The 23271-nt window shown below is 61.5% G+C and carries 23 protein-coding genes; 8 read left to right on the forward strand and 15 right to left on the reverse strand.

Features of this window, described 5'->3' with window-relative positions; genetic code table 11:
* Nucleotides 1–277 precede the first annotated feature (277 nt).
* The 3 genes from gyrB to dnaA all read right to left on the reverse strand — a co-directional run bounded on the left by gyrB (nucleotide 278) and on the right by dnaA (nucleotide 5595).
* Nucleotides 278–2776: a DNA topoisomerase (ATP-hydrolyzing) subunit B gene (gene gyrB / locus ASR47_RS01815; RefSeq protein ID WP_065306062.1), complete on the reverse strand. Its 2499-nt coding sequence runs from the start codon at nucleotides 2774–2776 to the stop codon at nucleotides 278–280.
* Between the two features lie 160 nt (nucleotides 2777–2936).
* On the reverse strand, nucleotides 2937–4043 hold the full coding sequence (gene dnaN / locus ASR47_RS01820) for a DNA polymerase III subunit beta (RefSeq protein ID WP_065306063.1): 1107 nt from the start codon (nucleotides 4041–4043) through the stop codon (nucleotides 2937–2939).
* A 154-nt stretch (nucleotides 4044–4197) separates the two neighbouring features.
* Entirely contained in the window at nucleotides 4198–5595 is a 1398-nt protein-coding gene (gene dnaA / locus ASR47_RS01825) for a chromosomal replication initiator protein DnaA (RefSeq protein WP_065306064.1), read from the reverse strand.
* A 491-nt stretch (nucleotides 5596–6086) separates the two neighbouring features.
* Here dnaA and rpmH point away from each other — a divergent pair, with 491 nt between their 5' ends.
* The 7 genes from rpmH to ASR47_RS01855 all read left to right on the forward strand — a co-directional run bounded on the left by rpmH (nucleotide 6087) and on the right by ASR47_RS01855 (nucleotide 10837).
* Nucleotides 6087–6221, forward strand: a complete 135-nt coding sequence (rpmH, locus tag ASR47_RS26320) for a 50S ribosomal protein L34 (RefSeq protein ID WP_010401996.1) — start codon at nucleotides 6087–6089, stop codon at nucleotides 6219–6221.
* 23 nt (nucleotides 6222–6244) lie between these two features.
* Complete coding sequence (gene rnpA / locus ASR47_RS01830) at nucleotides 6245–6682, forward strand: ribonuclease P protein component (protein ID WP_150127635.1); 438 nt, start codon at nucleotides 6245–6247, stop codon at nucleotides 6680–6682.
* Entirely contained in the window at nucleotides 6679–6939 is a 261-nt protein-coding gene (gene yidD, locus ASR47_RS01835; protein ID WP_065306066.1) for a membrane protein insertion efficiency factor YidD, read from the forward strand. The genes rnpA and yidD overlap by 4 nt, the downstream gene beginning before the upstream one ends.
* Nucleotides 6940–6950: 11 nt before the next feature.
* Nucleotides 6951–8675 (forward strand): membrane protein insertase YidC, encoded by a 1725-nt coding sequence (gene yidC / locus ASR47_RS01840; RefSeq protein WP_065306067.1) that lies wholly within the window; start codon nucleotides 6951–6953, stop codon nucleotides 8673–8675.
* A 184-nt stretch (nucleotides 8676–8859) separates the two neighbouring features.
* A complete protein-coding gene (gene mnmE / locus ASR47_RS01845) occupies nucleotides 8860–10239 on the forward strand; it encodes a tRNA uridine-5-carboxymethylaminomethyl(34) synthesis GTPase MnmE (protein ID WP_065306068.1) in 1380 nt (459 codons plus the stop codon).
* 9 nt (nucleotides 10240–10248) lie between these two features.
* Nucleotides 10249–10560 carry a hypothetical protein gene (locus ASR47_RS01850; protein WP_082988661.1) on the forward strand — a complete coding sequence of 104 codons (312 nt, stop codon included), beginning with the start codon at nucleotides 10249–10251 and terminating at the stop codon, nucleotides 10558–10560.
* 82 nt (nucleotides 10561–10642) lie between these two features.
* A complete protein-coding gene (locus tag ASR47_RS01855) occupies nucleotides 10643–10837 on the forward strand; it encodes a hypothetical protein (RefSeq protein WP_065306070.1) in 195 nt (64 codons plus the stop codon).
* Nucleotides 10838–10843: 6 nt separating this feature from the next.
* Here the strand turns inward: ASR47_RS01855 and ASR47_RS01860 are convergent, their stop codons facing one another.
* Both ASR47_RS01860 and ASR47_RS01865 read right to left on the reverse strand, forming a co-directional pair.
* A complete protein-coding gene (locus ASR47_RS01860; RefSeq protein WP_065306071.1) occupies nucleotides 10844–11470 on the reverse strand; it encodes an Hpt domain-containing protein in 627 nt (208 codons plus the stop codon).
* 10 nt (nucleotides 11471–11480) lie between these two features.
* Nucleotides 11481–12455: a CAP domain-containing protein gene (locus tag ASR47_RS01865; RefSeq protein ID WP_065306072.1), complete on the reverse strand. Its 975-nt coding sequence runs from the start codon at nucleotides 12453–12455 to the stop codon at nucleotides 11481–11483.
* A 236-nt stretch (nucleotides 12456–12691) separates the two neighbouring features.
* Here ASR47_RS01865 and pssA point away from each other — a divergent pair, with 236 nt between their 5' ends.
* Entirely contained in the window at nucleotides 12692–13462 is a 771-nt protein-coding gene (pssA, locus tag ASR47_RS01870; RefSeq protein ID WP_065306086.1) for a CDP-diacylglycerol--serine O-phosphatidyltransferase, read from the forward strand.
* Between the two features lie 3 nt (nucleotides 13463–13465).
* Here pssA and ASR47_RS01875 read toward each other — a convergent pair whose 3' ends face one another.
* The 10 genes from ASR47_RS01875 to ASR47_RS01920 all read right to left on the reverse strand — a co-directional run bounded on the left by ASR47_RS01875 (nucleotide 13466) and on the right by ASR47_RS01920 (nucleotide 23215).
* A complete protein-coding gene (locus ASR47_RS01875) occupies nucleotides 13466–14392 on the reverse strand; it encodes an aldo/keto reductase (RefSeq protein WP_082988662.1) in 927 nt (308 codons plus the stop codon).
* A 106-nt stretch (nucleotides 14393–14498) separates the two neighbouring features.
* The gene (locus ASR47_RS01880) at nucleotides 14499–15644 is read right to left on the reverse strand and encodes a D-alanyl-D-alanine carboxypeptidase family protein (protein WP_065306073.1); all 1146 of its coding nucleotides are present in this window, start codon (nucleotides 15642–15644) and stop codon (nucleotides 14499–14501) included.
* A gap of 115 nt (nucleotides 15645–15759) precedes the next feature.
* Nucleotides 15760–16413 (reverse strand): alpha/beta hydrolase, encoded by a 654-nt coding sequence (locus ASR47_RS01885; RefSeq protein ID WP_065306088.1) that lies wholly within the window; start codon nucleotides 16411–16413, stop codon nucleotides 15760–15762.
* A 35-nt stretch (nucleotides 16414–16448) separates the two neighbouring features.
* Nucleotides 16449–16766 (reverse strand): (2Fe-2S) ferredoxin domain-containing protein, encoded by a 318-nt coding sequence (locus tag ASR47_RS01890; RefSeq protein WP_065306074.1) that lies wholly within the window; start codon nucleotides 16764–16766, stop codon nucleotides 16449–16451.
* Nucleotides 16767–16805: 39 nt separating this feature from the next.
* Nucleotides 16806–17987, reverse strand: a complete 1182-nt coding sequence (locus ASR47_RS01895; protein WP_065306075.1) for a VanZ family protein — start codon at nucleotides 17985–17987, stop codon at nucleotides 16806–16808.
* Entirely contained in the window at nucleotides 17984–18607 is a 624-nt protein-coding gene (locus tag ASR47_RS01900; RefSeq protein WP_065306076.1) for an ABC-type transport auxiliary lipoprotein family protein, read from the reverse strand. The genes ASR47_RS01895 and ASR47_RS01900 overlap by 4 nt, the downstream gene beginning before the upstream one ends.
* A gap of 11 nt (nucleotides 18608–18618) precedes the next feature.
* Nucleotides 18619–19578 (reverse strand): MlaD family protein, encoded by a 960-nt coding sequence (locus tag ASR47_RS01905; protein ID WP_065306077.1) that lies wholly within the window; start codon nucleotides 19576–19578, stop codon nucleotides 18619–18621.
* A complete protein-coding gene (locus ASR47_RS01910; protein WP_065306078.1) occupies nucleotides 19578–20480 on the reverse strand; it encodes an ABC transporter ATP-binding protein in 903 nt (300 codons plus the stop codon). The genes ASR47_RS01905 and ASR47_RS01910 overlap by 1 nt, the downstream gene beginning before the upstream one ends.
* Nucleotides 20480–21613 carry an MlaE family ABC transporter permease gene (locus ASR47_RS01915; protein ID WP_065306079.1) on the reverse strand — a complete coding sequence of 378 codons (1134 nt, stop codon included), beginning with the start codon at nucleotides 21611–21613 and terminating at the stop codon, nucleotides 20480–20482. Before ASR47_RS01915 ends, ASR47_RS01910 begins: the two co-directional genes overlap by 1 nt.
* A 90-nt stretch (nucleotides 21614–21703) precedes the next feature.
* Nucleotides 21704–23215, reverse strand: coding sequence for a B12-binding domain-containing radical SAM protein (locus tag ASR47_RS01920; RefSeq protein ID WP_065306080.1), 1512 nt, complete (start codon nucleotides 23213–23215; stop codon nucleotides 21704–21706).
* Between the last annotated feature and the right edge of the window lie 56 nt (nucleotides 23216–23271).

A 23271-nucleotide genomic window follows, 5' to 3' on the forward strand; every position in this document is an offset into this window, starting at 1 on the left:
TGATTCCCTGCATTCATGTAGGCTAAAATATATTATAAATAATAATCATATTTTATCAATTCTACAGTAATTGCCTTCAGTAAAGCATGAAATAGTGAAGGGTGATGATTTAATCTTGGAGATATACGGCGTATCTTTGGCCAGCCTTGGAATTTATTTGAGGGTTATCTTGAATTTTTGGATTTGGATAAAAAAAGGCAGCCATTTTGCATGGCCGCCGATACTTTAAATAATGGGATTTAGTTCATGTACTTTCGGATTCTAAAGTGCAAGATGTTTATACGTCAATATTTCCTGCCCTCAACGCATTATTCTCAATAAACGCCCTGCGCGGCTCCACATCATCGCCCATCAGCGTGGTAAAGATCTGGTCCGCGGCAATCGCGTCCTCGATCTGCACTTTCAGCAAGCGGCGCACGGTTGGGTCCATGGTGGTTTCCCACAGCTGGTCCGGGTTCATCTCGCCCAGTCCTTTGTAGCGCTGCTTGGAGACTGTGCGTTCGGCTTCGTCGCGCAGCCATTGCATGGCCTGGTGGAAGTCGGTGACGGCAATTTCCTTCATGCGCTCGCCTTCGCCACGGCGGACAAACGCGCCTTCGCCCATCAGGCCTTCGAAGGTGGCGGCGCCGGTGCTCAGCACGGCGTAGTCGGGGCCTTGCACGAAGTCGGCGTCGATGGAGCTCACTTTCACGTTACCGTGGTGCATGCGTTCGATGCGCAGCATGTGTTTTTCGGACAAATCGTCCGAGCGCACCACCACTTTGACAGCCGTGTCGTTGATGGCCGCTTGCAGGGCCAGGGCCGAGGTGTCGGCCAGCTCCAGGGTCGACAGGTCGAGCTGCACGCCGGTCATGATGGCGGTCAGGGCGGCGCGGTCGATCACGCGGGTCAGACGGGTCATGATGGTGTTCGACAGGTTGAACTTGCGCACCAGTTCGGCCAGGGTGTCGCCCGAGATGCCGTCGGCGCCTTCGCGCGGCACCAGCACGGCCGTGTTCAGGGCCACCGTCATCATATAGGTGGCTTCTTCGGCGTCATCTTTCAGGTAGCGCTCGTCGCGGCCGGCTTTCACCTTGTACAGCGGCGGTTGCGCGATGTAGATGTGGCCGCGTTCGACCAGTTGCGGCATCTGGCGGTAGAACAGGGTCAGCAGCAGGGTGCGGATGTGGGCGCCGTCGACGTCCGCATCGGTCATGATGATGATGCGGTGGTAGCGCAGCTTGTCGGCGTTGAATTCGTCCGGGCCGATCGAGGTGCCCAGGGTGGCGATCAGGGTGGTGATCTGCTCCGAGGACAGCATTTTTTCGAAGCGTGCTTTTTCCACGTTCAGCACCTTGCCGCGCAGCGGCAAAATGGCCTGGAACTTGCGGTCGCGGCCTTGCTTGGCCGAGCCACCTGCCGAGTCACCCTCGACGATGTACAGTTCGCACAGGGCGGGGTCTTTTTCCTGGCAGTCGGCCAGCTTGGCCGACAGGCCCAGGCCGTCCATGATGCCTTTGCGGCGGGTCAGGTCGCGGGCCTTGCGGGCCGCTTCGCGCGCGCGCGCCGCTTCGACGATCTTGCCGCAAATAATCTTGGCGTCGTTCGGTTTTTCCTGCAGGTAGTCGGCCAGGGTCTTGGCGACGATCTCTTCGACCGGGCCGCGCACCTCACTCGATACCAGCTTGTCTTTGGTCTGCGACGAGAATTTCGGTTCCGGCACTTTGACCGACAGCACGCAGGTCAGGCCTTCGCGCATGTCGTCGCCGTTGATTTCCACTTTCGCCTTCTTGGCGAACTCGTGTTCATCGATGTATTTGTTGATCACGCGCGTCATCGCCGCGCGCAGGCCCGTCAGGTGGGTGCCGCCGTCGCGTTGCGGGATGTTGTTGGTAAAGCACAGCACCTGCTCGTTGTAGGCGTCGTTCCACTGCATCGACACGTCGACCGAGATATTCGTGTTCTGGTCCGACATGCGCTCGCCGGTGGCCTGGAAAATGGTCGGGTGCAACACCGACTTGGCCTTGTTGATGTATTCGACGAAGCCGCGCGTGCCGCCTTCAAAGGCGAACACTTCTTCCTTGCCGGTGCGCTGGTCGGACAATTTGATGTTCACGCCATTGTTCAGGAACGACAGTTCGCGGATGCGCTTGGCCAGGATTTCGTAGTGGAATTCCACGTGCGTGAAAATCTCTTCGTCGGCCCAGAAGTGCACGTCGGTGCCGCGCTTGTCGGTGTCGCCGATCACGGCGATAGGCGAGGTGGCCACGCCATCGACCATTTCGATGATGCGGTTTTGCGGCACGCCGCGCACGAATTCCATGTAATGGACTTTGCCGTTGCGGCGGATGGTCAGTTTCAGCAGTTTCGACAGGCCGTTGACGCACGATACGCCCACGCCGTGCAGGCCGCCCGAGACTTTGTACGAGTTCTGGTCGAACTTGCCGCCGGCATGCAGTTCGGTCATGACGATTTCGGCGGCCGAGCGTTTCGGGTCGTGCTTGTCGTCCATTTTCAGGCCGGTCGGCACGCCGCGGCCGTTGTCGGTGATCGAAATCGAGTTGTCGCTGTGGATGGTGACGTGGATCTCGGTGCAATGGCCGGCCAGCGATTCATCGATGGAGTTGTCCAGCACTTCGAACACCAGGTGGTGCAAGCCGGTGCCGTCCGAGGTGTCGCCAATATACATGCCCGGGCGTTTGCGTACGGCTTCCAGGCCTTCCAGGATCTGGATGGAGGAGGCGCCGTATTCTTCCGTTTTGGCCTGGATCGGGGTGTCTTGTGGATTCTCGGACATGGACTGCTTTCTCAAATAGCGATTACTGATTGATTCGGGGCTGCTGGCGGATGAACGCAGGTCGGGTAGGTCGGGTTAGCCGGAACGGCGTAACCCGACATGGCCGCCGGGTGCGTCGGATTACGCTGCGCTAATCCGACCTACGTCACTGCTGTTGTCTCTAGATCCGCATCGGCATGACAACGTACTTGAAGTCGGCGTTGTCCGGGATGGAGATCAGCGCGGACGAGTTCGAGTCGCCCAGCGCGATGTTGACGTGTTCGCACTTCAGGTTGTTCAGCACGTCGAGCAGGTAGGTGACGTTGAAGCCGATGTCGACCGAGTCGCCGCCGTAGTCGATTTCCAGCTCTTCGACCGCTTCTTCCTGGTCGGCGTTGGTCGAGCTGATCTTCATGCTGCCCGGGGTGATGATGCAGCGCACGCCCTTGAACTTGTCGCTGGTCATGATGGCGGCGCGTTGCAGCGAGCGCAGCAGCTCATCGCGGCCGATCGTGAAGTCGTTTTTGTAGCCCTTCGGAATCACGCGCGTATAGTCGGGGAACTTGCCTTCCACCAGCTTCGAGATCAGCTCGATGTCGGCAAAGGTCAGTTTCACCTGGTTGGCGGCGATGTCCAGTTGCACCGGCTCGTCGTTTTCTTCCAGCAGGCGCTGCAGTTCAATAATCGTCTTGCGCGGAATAATCACTTCCTGGCGCGCGAAGGTCTGCTCGGTGGCGACCTGGCAGAAGGCCAGGCGGTGGCCGTCGGTGGCCACGGCGATGACGTTATTGCCATCCAACACCAGCAGCAGGCCGTTCAGGTAGTAGCGGATGTCTTGCTGCGCCATCGAGAAATGCACCATGTTGAACAGGTGTTTCAGGGTTTTCTGGGGCAGGGTGACGGACGCGTTGTAGCTTTCGGCCTGTTGCACGGTCGGAAATTCTTCGGCGGCCAGGGTCTGCAGGGCGAAGCGCGACTTGCCGGTTTGTACCGTCAGGCGCTTGTTGAGCAGGGTCATGGTGACGTCGCCCGATTCGGGCAGCGCGCGCAGGATGTCCAGCAGCTTGCGCGCGGCCACGGTGGTGCCGGTCACGTCTGCGCCGGAACCGATCTGGGCGTGCGTGGTGATCTGCACTTCGGTGTCGGTCGACAGGAAAGAGACATTTTCACCGTCTTTGCGGATGAGGATATTGGCCAGAATCGGCATAGTGTGCCGACGCTCGACAATACCGCTCACGATCTGCAGTGGCCGGAGAAGCGTATCTCGGGTGGTTTTGACCAATTGCATAGTTATCCTCAGGTTGGGTATGAAGTTGAAGAAGGTAATAATTCACAATCATTGCAAGGGGGCACCGGCAAGGCCCGCTGATCGCTGCCGCGGGCGCCCTATCAGATCATAAGGCCAAAGCACGTTTTGAGCCAGCTTTGCCAAGATGCCGTGTTTAGCCCTTCAATGTTTGCTCCAGTACATGCAACTCATGGTTGCATTCCGGGTTTTTGGTGCGGTCCAGGGCGATCTTGCGCACGGCGTGCAGCACGGTCGTGTGGTCGCGCCCGCCGAACAGTTCGCCGATTTCCGGCAAGCTCTTCTGCGTCAATTCCTTGGCCAGGTACATGGCGATCTGGCGTGGCCGCGCGATATTGGCGGGACGGCGCTTCGAGTACATGTCGGCGACCTTGATATTGAAGAAGTCGGCCACGGTCTTCTGGATGTTTTCCACGGAAATCTGGCGATTCTGTACCGACAGCAAGTCCTTCAGGGCTTCCTTGACGATATCGATCGTGATGTCCTTGCCGTGGAAACGCGAGTAGGCCAAAATTTTGCGCAGCGCGCCTTCGAGCTCGCGCACGTTCGAGCGCAGGTGCTTGGCGACAAAGAAGGCCACGTCGTCCGAAAACGTCACGCCTTCCTGCTTGGCTTTTTTCAGCAGAATTGCCACGCGCATTTCCAGCTCCGGCGGCTCGATCGCCACCGTCAGGCCGGAATCGAAGCGCGAAATCAGGCGGTCGTCCATGCCGGTGATTTCCTTCGGATAGGTATCCGAGGTGATGATGATCTGTTTCTTGGCCGCGATCAGGGCTTCGAACGCATAGAAAAATTCCTCTTGCGTCCGGCTCTTGCCGCCAAAGAACTGAATATCATCGATCAGCAGCATGTCGAGCGAGTGATAGTAGTGCTTGAAGTCGTCGAAACCCTTGCGCTGGTAAGCGGTCACTACGTCGCGCACATACTGTTCGGCGTGAATGTAGCGGATCTTCGCGCCCGGATTGTCGGCCATCACCTGGTTGCCGATCGCATGGATCAAGTGGGTTTTACCGAGGCCCACGCCGCCGTAGAAAAACAGCGGGTTGTACGACACGCCCGGGTTGTTCGCCACCTGGATCGCGGCGGCGCGCGCCAGCTGGTTGGCCTTGCCGGTCACGAAGCTGTCGAAGGTCAGGTCGGTATTGATGCGGCTCTGCTCGCGCCGCGGCGCCGCGCCGATGCTCAGTTCCGGCACGCTGGGCTGCGGTTCGGCCGGGCGGGCGCTGGGCGCGCCGCCGTTCGGATCGCTGGCCGGGGTGCTGGCGGCGGCGGCCGGCTTTTTCGGCAGGGCCAGGCGCGGGTCGAGCACGAACTGCACCTCGGTCGGCGCTTCGAAGTACTGGATTGCGAGAGCGGTGATGCGGCTGGCGAACTGGGTCTTGACCCAATCGAGCTTGAATCGATTGGGCGCAGCAATGCGCAACTTGCCCTCTTCGTAGTCGAGAGGGATAAGCGGTTTTATCCACGCACTGAATTGTTGCGGTGTCAGCTCCAGTTCCAACTGCGCGGAACAGGCCTGCCAGAAATTGTCCATGAATCGTCTATGTGAAAAGGTGTGGGAGGGCGTATCGATCAGCCCTGCGTGCACCGTGTTGCAAGGCCGGCGTCGCGCGAGGGCTCGCCACACGTAACGCGCTATTCTACTCCCGACCGCCAAAGTTATCCACAGGCACGACTGTTATTTTTGCGACCGGGGGCTGGCCGGGCATGTGCACAAGTCGGGAGTTATCCTCTGCCACGCAGCGGCAATGCGGCATTCAGGACAGATGGGGACGGCTGCGAAAATTTCCACCCGATCACGGCAATCCTTGACAGCGGGGGGGTATATGCTGAATAATTCAGGGTTCCCCGCCCGTATTCCGTGTTTATTCATTTGGAACGACAATATGGACTAAGCGTGGATTAAGCGGGCGATGAGATTGGCCAGCTTGTGCCTTGGCATAAGTGCGCGATTGTCATTGGCACCAAAAACTGACGGGACGTCAGACCCGATTTTGCATTTTTTTTGTTTTTAGCGAGACCAACATGAAACGTACTTACCAACCTTCCGTCGTTCGCCGCAAGCGTACGCACGGCTTCCGCGCTCGTATGGCTACCCGTGGTGGCCGTGATGTGCTCAACGCACGTCGCGCAAAAGGCCGCAAACGCCTGGCCGTCTAGGCTTGTCGTTGACAGCTGATCGCGTGGCTAGCTGTACTCCAGTCGGCAATCAACGCGAAGGTTCACACGACTTCGCGCGCTTTCGGCGTATCGTTAAAACGGATGAATTTTCATCCGTTTTTCGTTTGCGCCCTTCGCAAAAAACAGCGCATTTTGTGCTGTATACCCGACACAATCTCTTGCCGCACGCGCGGCTGGGCGTCGTTGTGGCCAAGCGTTTCGCGCCCCGCGCGGCGACCCGCAACACGATCAAGCGCGTTACGCGCGAGCTGTTTCGCAACAGCGCGCTGCCGCCGGTCGACTGTGTGGTGCGCCTGTCGCGCCCAGTCAACAGCAAGGACGGCCCGGCCACCACGGCCAGGCTGAAAGCCGAGCTGCGCGATGAACTCGGCCGGCTGTTTGCGGCGCAAGTGGCCGCGCAAGCGCGCTCTGTTGCTGCGTCACCACCTTGCGCGCCATGAAAACCCTGCTGCTGTTCCTGTTGCGAGCTTATCAACTGGTGATCAGCCCCATGCTGGGACAGAATTGCCGCTTCTATCCAAGTTGTTCGCATTACGCGATGGAAGCGTTGCGCGTGCACGGCGCCGCCAAAGGCAGCCTGCTGGCGGCCAGACGCGTGTGCCGCTGCCACCCCTGGAATGACGGGGGTTTTGACCCGGTGCCACCGGCCGACGGCAAACAATCTTCAACGACCGCTTGCGGTTGCAACCACTCCTGACCAATACCCTAATGGATATCAATAAACGTACCATCCTGTGGATCGTGTTCTCCGTCTCGCTGGTAATTCTCTGGAACGAATGGATGATTTCGACGGGCCGCCCGTCGATGTTTTCCGCCAATACCGCCCAGACCGCCAAGGCGCCGACCACTCCCGCACCGACCGCCCTGCCGGCCGCCGGCGCGGCATCCTTGCCTGGCGTGAATGCCGATCCTGGCGCTTTCAAGAGCGAGCGCATCACCATCACCACCGATGTCATCAAGGTCGATATCGACACATTGGGTGGCCAGGTCAAGCGTCTGGAATTGCTGAAATTTAAGGGCGCGGGCAATCCGGGCTGGTTTGGCGGTTGCTTCGGCCTGTTCCAGTGGTGCCAGCCTGATGCAGGCAAGCAAAACGAAGTGCTGTTCGACGAAGGCGCAAACCATACCTACCTGGCGCAAACCGGCCTGGTCGGCGGTCCTTTCCCGACGCACAACACCGGTTTCACGGTCCAGCCTGGCGTACGTACTTTGAACGACGGCAAGCAGATCCAGCTGGTGATGGAAGCGGTGCAAGGCGGCGTCAAGCTGACCAAGACGTTTACCTTCAAGCGCGGCGACTATGTGATCGATGTGCGCCATGACGTATCGAACGTCGGCACCGCGCCGGTTACGCCTCAGCTGTACATGCAACTGGTTCATGACGGCAACAAGCCGGTCGGCGACTCGTTCTTCAACAGCAGCTACACCGGTCCGACCCTGTACACGCCGCAAGACAAGTACCAGAAGATGACGTTCGAGAAGATCGAAAAAGCGGCTGCCGAAGATGAGCGTACCGGCAAGGATACGGCCATGAAGAGCCTGCATCCGGTGCGCGCCGATGGCGGCTGGTTTGCCATCTCGCAACACTTCTTTGTGTCGGCTTTCGTGCCGCCAGCCAATATCGCCCGCGATATCTTCACCAAGAAACTGGCCACCAACACCTACGCCATCGGCAACCTGGTGACCCTGCCGGCGCTGGCGCCAGGCGCCTCGGCCGCGATCGACGCCAAGCTGTACTCGGGTCCGCAGATCGCGCATCTGCTCGAACCGGTGTCGCCTGGCCTGGAACTGGTCAAGGACTATGGCTGGCTGACGATTATCGCCAAGCCGATCTTCTGGGTCATGGAACAGATCCATAGCGTACTGGGCAACTGGGGCTGGACGATTATCGCCTTCACCATCCTGATCAAGCTGGCCTTCTTCCCGCTGTCGGCCGCCGGCTACCGCAGCATGGCCAAGATGAAACTGGTCACGCCGAAGATGCAGGCCATCCGCGAGCGCTACAAAGGCGATCCGCAAAAGATGAACCAGGCCACGATGGAGCTGTACAAGACCGAGAAGATCAATCCGCTGGGCGGCTGCCTGCCGATTCTGATCCAGATGCCGGTGTTTATCGCCCTGTACTGGGTGCTGAACGCGTCGGTGGAAATTCGCGGCGCGCCATGGATAGGCTGGATCACCGACCTGGCCCAGCATGACCCATGGTGCATCCTGCCGGTGCTGTACGCGATCTCGATGTACATCACGACCAAGCTGAACCCGGCGCCTGCCGATCCGATGCAAGCGAAGATGATGCTGTTCATGCCACTGGCGTTTTCGGTGATGTTCTTCTTCTTCCCGTCGGGCCTGGTACTGTACTGGGTCGTCAACAACGTCCTGTCGATCGGCCAGCAATGGGTGATCACCAAGAAATACGCGCCGTCCACTGTGTAAGCAGGGTTAGCGAAGTAAAAGCCCGCCTCGCGCGGGCTTTTTAATTTTTGTAGGTCGGATTAGCGTGGCAAGGCCACGCGTAATCCGACACTATCGCCAGCGTGTGCTGCGTCGGCTTACGCGCTGCGCGCCAAGCCGACCTACGTTGCTGCACTTCCCTTGCCGTACCTATTACAATATCTCCATGAAACTCGACTCCTCCCCTATCGCCGCCATCGCCACCGCTCCCGGACGCGGCGGCATCGGCGTGGTGCGTGCCTCCGGCAAGAACCTGGCGCCTTTGATGGCCGCGCTGTTCGGCGGCCAGGCACTGAAACCGCGCCACGCTACCTATGTGCCGTTTACCGAAGCCGACGGCGCCATCATCGACCAGGGCATCGCCATCCATTTCAAGGGTCCGCATTCGTACACCGGCGAAGACGTGCTGGAACTGCAGGGCCATGGCGGCCCGGTGGTGCTGCAATTGTTGCTCGCGCGCGTATTGGAAGCGGGCCGCGACAGCGGCTTGCGCCTGGCCGAGCCCGGCGAATTCACGCGCCGCGCCTTTTTGAACGACAAGCTCGACCTGGCGCAGGCCGAGGCCGTGGCCGATCTGATCGACGCCTCGACGGAAGCGGCCGCCAAGTCGGCTTCGCAGTCGCTGTCGGGCGCGTTTTCCAACACCATCCACGCGCTGGTGGAGCAGGTGACGGGCCTTCGCATGCTGGTCGAAGCGACGCTGGATTTCCCGGAGGAAGAGATTGATTTCCTGGAAAAATCGAACGCGCGCGGCCAGCTGAAGGCCGTGATCGACGCGCTCAATAAAGTGTTTGCCCAGGCGGCGCAGGGCGCGCTGCTGCGCGAAGGCTTGAATGTGGTGCTGGCCGGCCAGCCCAACGTCGGCAAGTCGTCGCTGTTGAACGCGCTGGCGGGCGCCGACGTGGCGATCGTCACGCCGATCGCCGGCACCACGCGCGACAAGGTCAGCGAAACCATCCAGATCGAAGGCATTCCGCTCAATATCATCGATACGGCCGGCATCCGCAGCGCCGGCGACACCATCGACGCCGTCGAGCGCATCGGCATCGAGCGCACCTGGGGCGAAATCGGCAAGGCCGACGTAATTTTGCATTTGCTCGATGCCGACCATGGCCCGACCCTGGCCGACGAAACCATCGTCGCCGCCTTCCCCGAAGGCGTGCCGGTGGTGCGCGTGTGGAACAAGATTGACCTGTCCGGCCACAAACCCGGCGTCGACATGTTGCTTGACGCCACCCACGTCTACCTGTCGGCGCACGAGCATATCGGCATCGACCTGCTGCGCACCGAGCTGCTGCGCATCGCCGGCTGGCAACAGACGGGCGAATCGCTGTACCTGGCGCGCGAACGCCATCTGATCGCGCTGAAGTCCGCCGGCAAGCACCTCGATATCGCCGCCGAGCATGCGGCGCAGGACGACCAGTCGCTGGACCTGTTCGCCGAAGAGCTGCGCCTGGCGCAGGTGCAACTGTCGAGCATCACCGGGGAATTCTCGCCCGACGATCTGCTGGGTGTGATTTTCAGCCGATTCTGTATCGGCAAATAAGGAGATGTGATGAAACTGGTGCTCGCTTTGTTGCTGGGCCTGCCGCTGCTGGCCGGCGCGCAGGAAAAATTGCCGGCCGACGTGGCAAAGTATGTCGAGAACGCCGAGATGTGCGAGCACTTTGCCGGCGAGTGGGATGATAACGACAAGGCGCGCCAGCGTGAAATCATCCAGGCCATCGATCAATCGTGCGGTGCGGCGCAGCGGCAATTGAAACGTCTGCATGTCAAATATGCCAGGCAGCCGGCGATCAAGAAAGTGATAGCCGCGCATGCCAATGATGCGGTCATGAGTTTTCGGATCCAGGGCAAACGTGGCTGATTGAGAATTGTCATGCGGTCCATACCGCGCTGACGTAATCTTGCTTAACGGACTTTTATTTCCGTTAAGAAAGGATGCCGGCATGGACAGCAAACAACGGGAAAGCGTGCACGCGAAGGGGCAGCGTGTGCCGGTGGTGGCCGCGCCTTTGCAGCCGGCAAGCCTGCCGCCCAAGGGCGCCTGCTGGTATTGCGACAAGCCGCTCGATGCGGTGCGGCGCTTTTGCTGCAAGCGTTGTGGCGAGGCCTATGCGGAAGAGGCGCAATACCATCGCTGATAGAACTTATCTTCGTCGCAGCAGCGCTTCCAGGGCGCTGTCGAAATCGAATTCATGGGCGGCGGCCGCCACTTCCTGGTACACATGCACGCCCAGGCTGGCGGCGAGCAGGCTGGCCGAATTTTCCAGGATGTCGATGGCGGCGCCGTCGCCTTCGCGCAGATGGCTGGCCAGGCGTGCCAGCAGCAGCTGGATGGCGGGCGCGGACGGGTCGGGCGCCATGTCCTGCGCCGCCGTGCGGCGTTCGTCCACGGTGCCCAGGGTGGCGCTGACGGCGCCCAGCAATTGATCCTGCGCCAGTTCCAGCTGTTCGATCTGCTGCGCCAGGCCCGGCGCATGGGCGCGTAGCGCCATTTCCAGCGTGCTCGACAAGCCATGCACCTGGGCCGCGCCTATCATGCCGGCCGCCCCCTTCAAGGTATGCACGCGCAGGCGCGCGCCGGCATAGTCGCCGGCGGCAAAGGCCATGCGTACCTGGCGCGGCGTGGTGCCGTGGTCGTGCAGGAAGCGGCGCAGGATTTTCAGGTACAGCGGGCGGTCGCCCATGATGCGGCCCAGCCCGCTGTCGACATCGAGCACCTGGGGCTTTGCCGCTGTAGTGGCAACCTCATCGTCGGTAGCGTGTGTGCTCATGTGGCTGCCTTCAGCGCGTGGTAAACGACCAGCTGCGCGTGACAGCCGTGCCGTTCACGCGGCCATTGAAGCTGACGTCATAGGTGGTGTTGGCCGCCAGCGGCGCCAGTGGAATGATGGCGGCGGCGGACAACGGTGTTTGCGCATCGGTGGCGCGCTGCAGCAGCAAGGCCGTCAGGTCGCTGGCCGCGCCGCGCTGGCGCACCGTAAAGCTGGTGATGGCCAGCACGTCATTGATATTGGCGTGCACGCTGATGGGGTAGCCGACGACGTCCTGGTTCGGCACCGGATCGGGTTCCTCGTTATTGCTGGAAAAACTGGTGGCCACTTTGGTCTGGTTGCTGACGGGATAGGTAACCACTTGCCCGGCGGCCAGGCCCGGGCCATAGCCATTGTTGGCGGCAAAGTCGGCGGTGAAATAGGCATAGCCGCCATTGCCGGTGGCCGCGCCGGTGCCCGCTTCCTTGAAGACCGGTTCAAAGATGGCAAAGCGGTGATAGATGGCGGTGATCAATTCTTCGGCCAGGTAAAAACCGGAATTGTTGGCCGCGCCCGCGATCACTTCGCCATAGGCATAGGAGTTGGCGCGGTTCAGAATGTAGCCTGCCTTGAGGAAACGGTCAGCCAGGGTCGCGCCCGTAAAGCCGGGTTTGCCGGCCACCTGCTCATGTGACACGGTGCTGTTGGCTTTCAGGTAGTCGGAATGGCCTTGCGCGGCAAGGTCGATCAGGCTGTTGCGCCCCAGCGCGGCCAGGCCGACCTGGCCGCGCCGGTAATTGATCCAGTTGTAGCCGTCGGTGGCGATATTGCCGCTCATGGCCGGCGCGCCCGCCTCCTGCACCAGCTGAGGCTCCGGTGTCGCGGTCGATGCCGGTGTCGTATTGCCGTTGCCGCCGCCGCCGCCGCCACCGCCGCAAGCGGCCAGCAGCGCCGCGAGCAACAGGGCGGGAATCAAGGATTTGCTATGCTGGAACGAGGCGATCAAGCTGACTCCTGTCAAAAAAAGAACGGCTGTTTTGTCGAGGCGGCGCCTGTGAACCGATTCTAAGGTATTTCAGGCGCTTGTAGCACACGGAAGTGATGGCCGTGTGCGCTTGGCAGCCGCTAGGGTGCGCAGCCGCCAGCAGGGTAGAATGGACGCCATGCCTGTTTGCTATGCCACTGTTTTTTCACCGGATTTTTTGGATTGCCCATAATTTGAACACCTTGCCCAAGTCGCGCTTGCAGCGCGCCAAGTACGCCTTGCCCAGTATGGTGACTTTGCTTTCGATAGCATGCGGCTTTGCCAGTATCGTCATTTCGGTTGATAACGCGGGTGCTGGCGACCCGGCCGACTACCGGCTGGCGGCGGCGCTGCTGGTGCTGGCGGGGGTATTCGATGCGCTCGACGGCTATGTGGCGCGGCTGACCAATACCGGCTCGGACTTCGGCATGCAGCTCGATTCGATCGCCGATGTGATGAATTTCGGCTGCGCGCCGGCGGTGCTGCTGTATTGCTATGGTTTCGTGCAGATGGGCGTGCACGATCCGCTGCTGCTGCGCTTTGGCGGCATGGCCAGCTTCTTTTTCGTGGCCTGCGGCGCCATGCGCCTGGCGCGCTTCAATGTGAACGTGGGCAAGACCGACCCCATGTATTTTGTCGGCATGCCGATCACCGCCGGCGCCGCCTGCGTGGCGGCGGTGGTGGTGGCCTGGCCGGCGCCCATCGACAGCCAGCTGCACAGCTATCTGCTGATGCTGCTGCTGGTCGGCGTGGGCAGCCTGATGGTGTCGACCCTGCGTTTTCCCAGCTCCAAGCAAAAGAAAAGCCTGGCCCTGCTGCTGGTGGTGGCCATCGCGGTCGGCCTGCTGGTGTGGCTGGAAACCAGTTTCTTTGCCTTCTTCTTTGCCGTATATATCGCCGCCACCCTGGCGCTGAACCTGGCCTGGTACCTGGGCTGGCGCGGGATTGCCCTGCCTCAAGTATTTACGGACATCGACGAGATCGATTGAACCTTATGCCACCTCGTGCCCGCGGGCGGCGCGCAGGATGGCAAACCAGTCGCTGCGGCTGAGCGCAAATTGCGTGCCTTCCACCGCCACGGCCACCGCTTCGATGCGGCCGGTGCCGGTCAGCGGCAGCGGCTGGCACGGCACTTGCATGATCCAGGCGAACACTACGCTGGCAAACGGGCGCTGCAGTTCGTCGGCGATGTCCTTGATCACATTGCGCAAATTTTCCACATTCGCGTCGCCGCCCTGGAACAGGCGGCCGCCCGCCAGCGGCGACCAGGCCATCGGCGCCACGCCCAGGTCCTGCAGCCCATCAAAGGTTTCGTCGAACATCGGCTTTGTATGCAGCGGCGAGCATTCGACCTGGTTGGTGGCCAGAGGAAAGCGCCGGTTCAGGGACTCGAACTGGTGGCGGCTGAAATTCGAGACGCCAAAGTGCAGCACTTTGCCCGCGTTTTTCAACGCGGTGAACGCGCCGGCGATCTCGTCGAAGTCCATCAGCGGATCGGGGCGGTGGATCAGCAGCAGGTCGAGCCGGTCGGTGCGCAGCTGGCGCAGTGATTGTTCCACCGAGCTGGCGATATGCGCGGCGCTGGTGTCATAGTGCTGGATGGCATGGCCGGGGCGGTGCGGCGAGAGCAGCTTGATGCCGCATTTGCTGACCAGTTCCATCTGGTCGCGCAGGCCCGGCTGCAGGGCCAGCGCTTCGCCGAACAGGCCTTCGGCGCTGTAGTCGCCATAGATATCGGCATGGTCGAAGCTGGTCACGCCCAGGGCCATGCACTGCTCGATAAAGGCCAGCCGCTGCTGTGCCGTCATGTTCCATTCGCCGATACGCCACATGCCGGCGACGATGCGCGACAGTTCGGGGCCCTGCGGCGAGAGGCGGCTGCGCGGGGCTTGCAGGCTGGCGGGGAACACATGATGCATGGCGTGCTTTCTGGAATGGACGGCGGGCTGATCTGACGGATTATAGCCCTGCCGAAAGCAAAAAAAAGCCCGCATCGCTGCGGGCTCTGTTGTCATGCTGGCGCGCTTATTTCATCCACAAGCGCATCGAATCCCAGGCGCGGCCAAAGATCGACGCTTCGGTGATCGGCTCCAGGGCCACCACCGGCAGTTCCAGCAGGGTCTTGCCGTCGACCACCATTTTCAGCTTGCCGACCGGCGCGTTCTGCGGCAGTGGCGCGACCAGCGGGTCCTTGCGTTCCAGCACCGGTTTCATCTTGGCGGCCGTGCCTTTCGGTACCGTTACCAGCACGTCGTTGGCAAAGCCGATTTTCACGGTGCTCTTCGAGCCTTTCCAGACTTCCGGCGTGGCCACGGCCTGGCCTTTCGAGTACAGCTTGACGGTGTCGAAGTTCTGGAAGCCCCAGTTCAAGAGCTTCTGGCTTTCCTGCGTACGGGCCTGGTCCGAGGTCGTGCCCAGCACCACGGAAATCAGGCGGCGCTCGCCGGAGCCGCCCGGGCGGCGCGCCGAGGCGATCATGCAATAGCCGGCCGCTTCCGTGTGGCCGGTTTTCATGCCGTCGACGGTCGGGTCCAGCCACAGCAGGCGGTTGCGGTTAGGCTGGGTAATCTTGTTGTAGGTAAAGCTCTTCACGGAATCGATTTTGTAAAATTCCGGGTAGTCGGCGATCACGCGCTTGGCCAGCACCGACAGATCCTGTGCGGTGGAATAATTGTCCGGGCTGGGCAGGCCATGCGGGTTGGCAAAACGGGTGTTTTTCATGCCCATGCGCTGCGCTTCGCGGTTCATCAGCACGACGAAAGTGCCTTCGTCGCCGGCAACGGCTTCGGCCAGCGCGACGGCGGCGTCGTTACCTGATTGAATCATCAGGCCATGCAGCAGGTCGTCGATCGATACGGGAGTGGCCGGGTCGATAAACATTTTCGAGCTGCTGGCGTCCACTTTCCAGGCGCGCACGGAGACATTCACTTTTTGATCGAGCGCCAGTTTCTTTTCGCGTATGGCCGCAAACGTCAGGTAAGCCGTCATGATCTTGGTCAGCGACGCCGGTTCGATGCGCGCGTCCGGATCTTGCGAAGCAATGATCTGGCCACTGGTGGCGTCGAGCAAAAGCCAGGACTTGGCGGCGATGGTCGGCGCCGGAACGGTCTGCGCCATGGCGGCGGATAGGAAAAGTACACTGGAGGCCAGTGCCGCTAGGAGTTTTTTCATGGAGGCTGGTCTGCGAAAAAAAGTGAAGGCTGAGGGCCATGTTGCTGATGCTGACATGGCCGCGTGGAAAAAACGGATCAATTATAGCTGCGGATAAGACAGTAAGCCCACACTTTCAAGCATCGTCGGGCGTACTTGCCGGTTTGTCACCATGCCATAGCGCAATCACGAGTTGCTTGATGTGATTGAGCTTGCGGTGGAAAAAGTGGTCGGCGCCGGGGATCACGATCACGGGGATATCCTGCGGCCGTGCCCAGTCGAACACGGCCGACAGCGGTATCGTGTCGTCCAGTTCGCCGTGGATCAGAATGGTGTCGGCCGGAATATCGGCCATCGCCCATTTGCCGGCCGCGCTGCCGATCAGCGCCAGGCGCTCGGCCGGCGTGCCGGCGGCGCTCAAACGTTCATTGAGTTTCGACTGCACGAAAGTGCCGAAGGAAAAGCCCGACAAGGCCACCGGCAGGCCCGGATACAGGCCAAGCATGTGTTCGTACAACAATTGCATGTCGTCGGTTTCGCCGGCGCCATGGTCATGCACGCCTTCCGAGGCGCCCACGCCGCGAAAGTTGATGCGCGCCACCACGTAGCCGAGCGCGACAAAGGCGCGCGCCAGCGTTTGCGTGACCTTGTTGTCCATCGTGCCGCCGTACAGCGGGTGCGGATGGGCCACCAGCGCGATGCCGCGCGGCGTGTCGGCCGGGAAGTCCAGCAGGCCTTCCATGCTGCCCGCATGGCCGGCCAGGGTGAATTTTTCGGAGTTTCGGTTCATCAGGCTCATGTTGGTGCTTGTCTCTTAAATTGAGATTAAATCTTCAGGCGATCGACGACCTTGCCGCCCACCAGATGGGTGTCGATGATGTCATCGATATCGCTGTTGTCGACATAGGTGTACCAGGTGCCTTCCGGGTAAATGACCAGCACCGGTCCTTCTTCGCAGCGGTCCAGGCAGCCGGCCTGGTTGATGCGGATCTTGCCCGCGCCACTCATGTTCAGGTCCTTGATGCGGCGCTTGCAGTGCTTTTGCGCTTTTTCGGCGCCATGGTCGCCGCAGCTGTTGCGGCCGTCTTCACGTTTGTTCATGCAGAAAAAAACGTGGCGTTCAAAATAGGGGGCGTCGCTCATTGTGTGCTCCTGCGGTTGTGCTATGCGCCATGATAGCGCTTATGGAGGGTCTTCGCGCCGGTGTCGCTGCAGTTCTTCCTGGCGGTTCAGCTTGTGCGACGGCAGCCACAGGAACCACAGCGCCATGAATGGCCACAGCAGGGCCAGGAACTGGGCCGCGCCGTTGAAGTTGAGGAACTTGCCTTGCACCCAGCCTTGCAGGGTGGACATGAAATACGGGTTGATCGGCGTGGTATTCACCATCACCAGGCTCAGCAGCAAGGTGGCGACCGCAATGCGGCGCTGCGCCACGTGGGGCGCAAACGCCAGGCCGCCGAGCATGATCAGGGCGATCAAAAAGCCGCCCTGGGCACCCGGCGTGATCCACACGAAAGCGTTTTGCGGCGAGAACAGCAGCGCGCTGGCCATCGAGCGCACCACCAGCGCGGCGCCGAGCAGGATCACCACCATCACCACGCGCGGCGCGGAACGCCGCATCAAACACAGCAGGGCCAGCACGGCGCCGGTCATGCCGCAGGCCGTGATAATGGTCTCGGACAGCCAGTATTGCTCGACCGTCAGCACCGCGTCGGGCCGCAGATAGGACGCCAGGTCGATTTCCATGCCCATCAGGGTCGACAGCCAGTCCGACAGGATAGGCAGCAGCTGGCCCAGGCCGAACAGATAGCCTTGCGGATAGATCTGCGCCAGCGGCCACAGCGCGACCAGCACCAGGCCCTGGCTGGCGTGCTGCACGAACCAGCGCTGGCGCACGCGCATCAGACGGCTATGGTCGAGCAGCTTGCGCGCCGACACGGCGCCAACGATGGCGCCCAGGCAACAGCCGGCCGAGTTGGTGTAAAAATCGAGGTTCGACGAGACGCGGCTGGGCAGATACGTTTGCACCGCCTCCATGCTGCCAGAAATAAACATGCCGCACAGGGTGGCGATCACCACGGCGAAAAAGCAGGTGATGCGCGGAAACAGCGAATAGACGAGCAGGGCGCCCAGCGGCATGTAGCCGACAATATTGACGCCGACGTCAAAGCCCGTCCAGTAGCGCGGCATCTTGGTGTTTTCAAGAAACAGCAGCGGCGACAGGCCATTGCTGTGCCAGCCCGTGAACGGAAACCAGCTGGCATAGACGATCAGGAACACATAGGCCAGCAGCGCCGCGCGTGACACGGGCGAAGCGCGCGGAGAGCTAGGCGCCTGACTGGCGTGATTGGCGTCTGCCGTCATTCTTTCGGTATGTTCAGCGTGCCGAGCCACGCCAGCAGGTCGGCGGCGACGGCGTCCGAAGCCAGGGCCAGCGCCTGGGCGCCGCCCTGTGCGTCGGCGCTGGCGGCCGGGCTGTTGCGGCTGAAGGTTTTCTGGTCCAGCAGCTGGTGGCCACGGAACAGCGAGGCGCGCACGGTGACCTGGCCGCTGCTTTTCTTCTCGGTATCGAAGTTTTGCGAGAAATCGTCGACATCGACGCGCAAGAGCGGAATGCCGGCCGCCGCATCGGTGGTCGACAGCACTTTCACGCCACCCTGGGCGACGCGGCTTTTCAGGCGCTGGCTCAGCAGTTGCAGCGGCGGCGTGTTCCAGCGGTTGTAGGCGTAAGGGCGCGACTGCTGGGCGTCGGCGTACAGCAGGCGGTAATACATGCGCTGGCTGTCGAGCCAGGACGGGCCGTTGGCGTCGGCAATCACCAGCACCGGCAGCGGCGCGGAGGCCGTTTGCGCCACGGGCGCTGCCGGCGGGCCGAAATCATAAAAGGTGGGCAGGGGGCCGCGGCTGGCGCAGCCGCCCAGCAGCAGCGCCGCCGCCAGGGTCAAGACGCCGGCGCCTGGGCGCGAAGGACGGGAAAAATGCATGGATACTCTCCTTATTTTGCTGGCGCCGAGAAGCCTGGCTCGCCCGGGCCGGGCGCAATATCGGGGGCGCCGAACAGGATGCTTTGCGGTTGTTCGTTCAGGGTGCTCATGGTTGACTTGAGCGCGCGCATCGACGAGCGCGCCTCACCGCTCAGTTCGATCACTTGCGGCAGCACTTCCAGCGACACGCCACTGGCCACCGTCTCCACCGAGCGGCCCACGCGCGCCACCGTGCCGTTGACGTTGTCGAGCATGCCGCCAGGCGCCTGCAGGTCGGTGCCGAGTTTTTTCCAGGTCTGCGACAGTTCCGTCACGTTCTGCCCCGCATCCTTGATGGCGGCGATGCTCTTGCGCGTTTCGTCCGTCAGTTGCGGCAGTTGCTGCAAGGTCGGCTGCAGCTGCTTCGGAATCTCGCCAAAGGCCTTGGCCGTCTTGCCCACTTCCGTAAAGGCGGCCAGCATGGCGGCCTGGTTGTCGGTGCTGAGCAGGTTGTTGACCTTGTTCGTGATCTGTTCGGCCTGGTCGAGGATGCGCTTGCCGCGTTTTTCCAATTGGTCCAGCAGACCCGCGCGCAGCGGGATCAAGGACGGTTTTTCCTTGGTGGTGCCCAGCAGTTTCGAGCCCACCTGTTCGTCGTCGAGCTGGATATAGGCGATACCGGTCACGCCCTGGTAGCCCAGGGTGGCAAAGGTGGTGTTGGTGACCGGGGTATCGGGCGCGACGCTGATATGCACCAGGATTTGCCCGGCTTTTTGTGTATCGAAGTCGATCGCGTCGACCTTGCCCACTTCCAGGCCCCGGTAGCGCACGGCCGCCTGCGGGTTCAGGCCCGGCACCGACAGGGTGGTGGCCAGCAGATAAGGCACGCGTTCGACGCGGTCGCGGTTGAACCAGACGCCGAACAAAATCGCGGCAATCAGCAGGGTGAGCGTGAAAAAGCCCGTCAGCAGGGCGTGTGATCTGTTTTCCATTAATTCTCCGCTTTCTTGTCAGTGCCGGGGGTGGACTCCGGCGGCGCCTCGGCAGCCTGTTTTTCATCGAGGACGGCCAGCGCGCGCTTGCCGCGGTCGCCCAGGAAAAATTGTTTGATGAACGGGTGATCGACGGCGATGACTTCGCGCGTGGTGCCAAGCGCGATCACGTGTTTTTCCGCCAGCACGGCGATGCGCGTGGACAGCGCGAACAGGGTGTCGAGGTCGTGCGTGACCATCACCACCGTCAGGCCCAGCTCGCGGTGCAGCGACTGGATCAGGGTGACGAAACTTTCCGACAGATCCGGGTCCAGGCCGGCCGTGGGCTCGTCGAGAAATAATAGCTTCGGTTCCAGCGCCAGGGCGCGCGCCAAGGCCACGCGCTTGATCATGCCGCCCGACAGGTCCGACGGCATTTTCAAGGCGTGTTCCGGCCCCAGCCCCACCATATTCATTTTCAGCAGCACCGCATCGTGGATCAGCTCTTCGGGCAGCACGCGCAGTTCGCGCATCGGCTGGGCCACGTTGTCGAACACGGTCAGCGCCGAATACAGCGCGCCTTGCTGGAACAGCATGCCCCAGTGGTTGCGCAGCTGCTGCAGGTGGTCGCGGTCGGCCTTGTTGATGTCTTCGCCAAACACCTTGACGCAGCCGCGCGACGGGTGTTCCAGGCCCAGCATCTGGCGCAGCAGCACCGTCTTGCCGGTGCCGGAACCGCCGACGATGGACAGGATTTCGCCGCGTTCGATTTCCAGGTTCAGGTCCTGGTGCACCACGGTGCGGCCGAACTTGGTCCACAGATTGCTGATCTCGACCACCGGCGTGTCACCGTGGAAGTCCAGCTTGCTGTCGCCGTCGCCGTTGTTTTCCTTCAGGGCGCAGCTGGCGTTTTCTTCGCTCATCAGTAGCCCACTCCATTAAAGACGATGGCAAACACGGCGTCGGCCAGGATCACCACCGTAATGGCGGTGACCACGGCGGTGGTGGTGCCGCGCCCCAGGCTTTCGGTATTGGCCTTGATGCGCAGGCCGAAGTGGCACGATACCAGCGCGATCAGCATGCCGAACACCACGCCCTTGCCCAGGCCTATCATGTAGTTGGCCAGCGGTACGGCGTCCGGCAGCTTCTGGATAAAGTAACGGGCCGACAAGTTCAGTTCGACCTTGGCCGCCGCCATGCCGCCAAGCAGCGCGGCAGTATCGGTCCAGATCACCAGCAGCGGCATGGAAATGGCGAGCGCCAGCACTTTCGGCATGATCAAACGGAAACCGTGCGAAATGCCCATCACCAGCATGGCGTCGAGTTCTTCGGTCACGCGCATCACGCCCAATTGCGCCGTGATCGACGAACCGGAGCGGCCGGCCACCAGGATCGCCGCCAGCAGCGGGCCCAGTTCGCGGATCACGCTCATGCCCAAGAGGTTGACCAGGTAGATGTCGCCGCCAAAGGCGCGCAGCTGCTGCGCCGACAGGTAGGACAGCACCACGCCGATCAGAAAGCCCACCAGCGCCGTGATGCCCAGCGCCTGGAAGCCGGCATGGAAGATATTGGCGGAAATTTCGCGCCACGGCCCGCGCAGCGGATGACGGGCAAAGCGGCCCACGTCCTGCGTGACCTGGCCGACCAGCGCGATAAAGCCCTTCAGATGCTCGAAAAACACCAGAATGGCCATGCCCAGCTTCATCACCATGGTCAGGCGATGGGTGCGCGACTGCGCTGTTTTCAACGGCCCGGTCTCTTCGATGCGCTTGAAAAATTCTTCCTGGCTTGGCGCCAGGGTCAGTTTTGCCGGCCGCTGCTTGCCCCAGGCATTCCAGAACAGCTGGGCGCCGATATGGTCCATGCTGTCGATGTTCGACAAATCCCAGCTGACATTGGCGTCATCCTTGAGCGGCTTGAGCTGGGCGTTGATGGCCTTGATCGCATTGTCCTGCGCCAGCGCGTGCACCTGCCAGGTGCCGCTGGCGCTCACCACGCTCCCTTGCCGGGAGTTGGCCTGGTCCAGCTTCAGTTGGGGCGATTGTAGAGTGGGCATCACGCCAGTTTAAGGGAGAATGGCCCTGACCGCCACAGATGTTCCATTCTCGCGGCGCCGCTATGTGGGCTGGCGCGCTCTGGCAGGCTGTCAAGAAGCCAAATGGCGGGCCTGGCGCTGCGGCAGGGCGGCTGCCGCCAAAGGCGCCTTTGGCTGCTCGGCGGGGTGGCCATGCTGTGCCGCTTTGGCGCCGCCCGCATAGTCGCTGGCCACCAGGGCGTTGGCCTGCTGGGCGTTCAGGCCGCGCGTCTGCAGCCACTGCGCCACCAGCTTGGCCAGCTTTTCCATGGCGATGCGGTGGGTGGCGTCGGTATTGGCATACAGCCAGTTGGAAAAATCCATGAAGTTCTCGAACGGCGCCTCGCCCAGCATCCATTGCACCGTGTTGGCAAAGCGGCCCGAGTTGGCCACCAGGTCCCAGTAGCGGGCAAAGCGCACCAGGCGCTGCATGCTCATGAAGTCGAGGTGCTTGTTGGCCAGGATGGTGTAGGGCGGGTGCGGATCGAACACCATGCCGTATTCTTCGGTGTGGCGAATGATCGGCGTGCCGCGCAGGCGCTTCAGAATGCCGAACTGGATCTCGTGCGGTTTTAACGCCACCAGTTTGTTGAAGCCGGCCGCAAAACTGGCCTCGTCCTCGCCCGGCAGGCCGGCGATCAGGTCGACGTGCAAATGGGCGTTCGATTCCTCGCACAGCCAGCGGATATTGTCGGCCGCCTTTTGATTATCTTGCCGGCGGCTGACCAGGGCTTGCACCTCGGGGTTGAAGCTCTGGATGCCGATTTCGAACTGCAGCGCGCCGGGCGGGAATTTGCTGATGCCCTCTTTCAGCGCATCGGGCAGGTGGTCGGGCACCAGCTCGAAGTGGGCGTAGATCGGGTCGTCCGGGTTGGCCTCGATTTTGTCGAGGAAAAACTGCATGATCTTCAGGCTGGTCTTGATGTTCAGGTTGAAGGTGCGGTCGACGAACTTGAACAGCCGCGCGCCGCGCGCATGCAGGGCCTCCATCTCGGCCAGAAAATTCTCGAGCGCGAACGGCCAGGCCGTCTTGTCCAGCGCGGACAGGCAGAACTCGCACTTGAACGGGCAGCCGCGCGACGCTTCCACGTACAGGGTGCGGTGGCGGATGTCGTCGTCTGTATATAGAGAGTAGGGCGTTTGCAGTTCCGCCAGCGGCGCCTGCACGCCGGCGTGGATCTTCATGATCGGTTTCGGGCCGTTGAGGATCTCGCCACACAGCTTGGGGAAGGTGACGTCGCCCCAGCCCGTGATCAGATAGTCGGCCAGCCTGACGATTTCCTGCTCGCCCGCCTCGTGCGACACCTCGGGGCCGCCGAGCACGATGATGACCTCGGGCGCCACTTTTTTCAGCATGGCGACCAGCTTGGTGGTTTCCTCGACGTTCCAGATATACACGCCAAAACCGATGATGCGCGGCTTGTTGACGAGGATGCGCTCGACCAGTTCCGTGGTTTTCGCGCCGATCACGAATTCCTGCAGCCGCGTCTGCGCCTGCAGCGGCCCCATGTTGGCCAGCAGGTAGCGCAGGCCCAGCGAGGCGTGGGTATAGCGGGCGTTCAGGGTGGAAAGCAGGATGGTCATGGCGGCGATAAAAACGGCGAAACCGCTATTTTACGCTGTCGTGTCAGCAGTGCGCT

The sequence above is a fragment of the Janthinobacterium psychrotolerans genome (genome assembly GCF_001677885.1).
Classification (GTDB): Bacteria; Pseudomonadota; Gammaproteobacteria; order Burkholderiales; family Burkholderiaceae_D; genus Janthinobacterium; species Janthinobacterium psychrotolerans.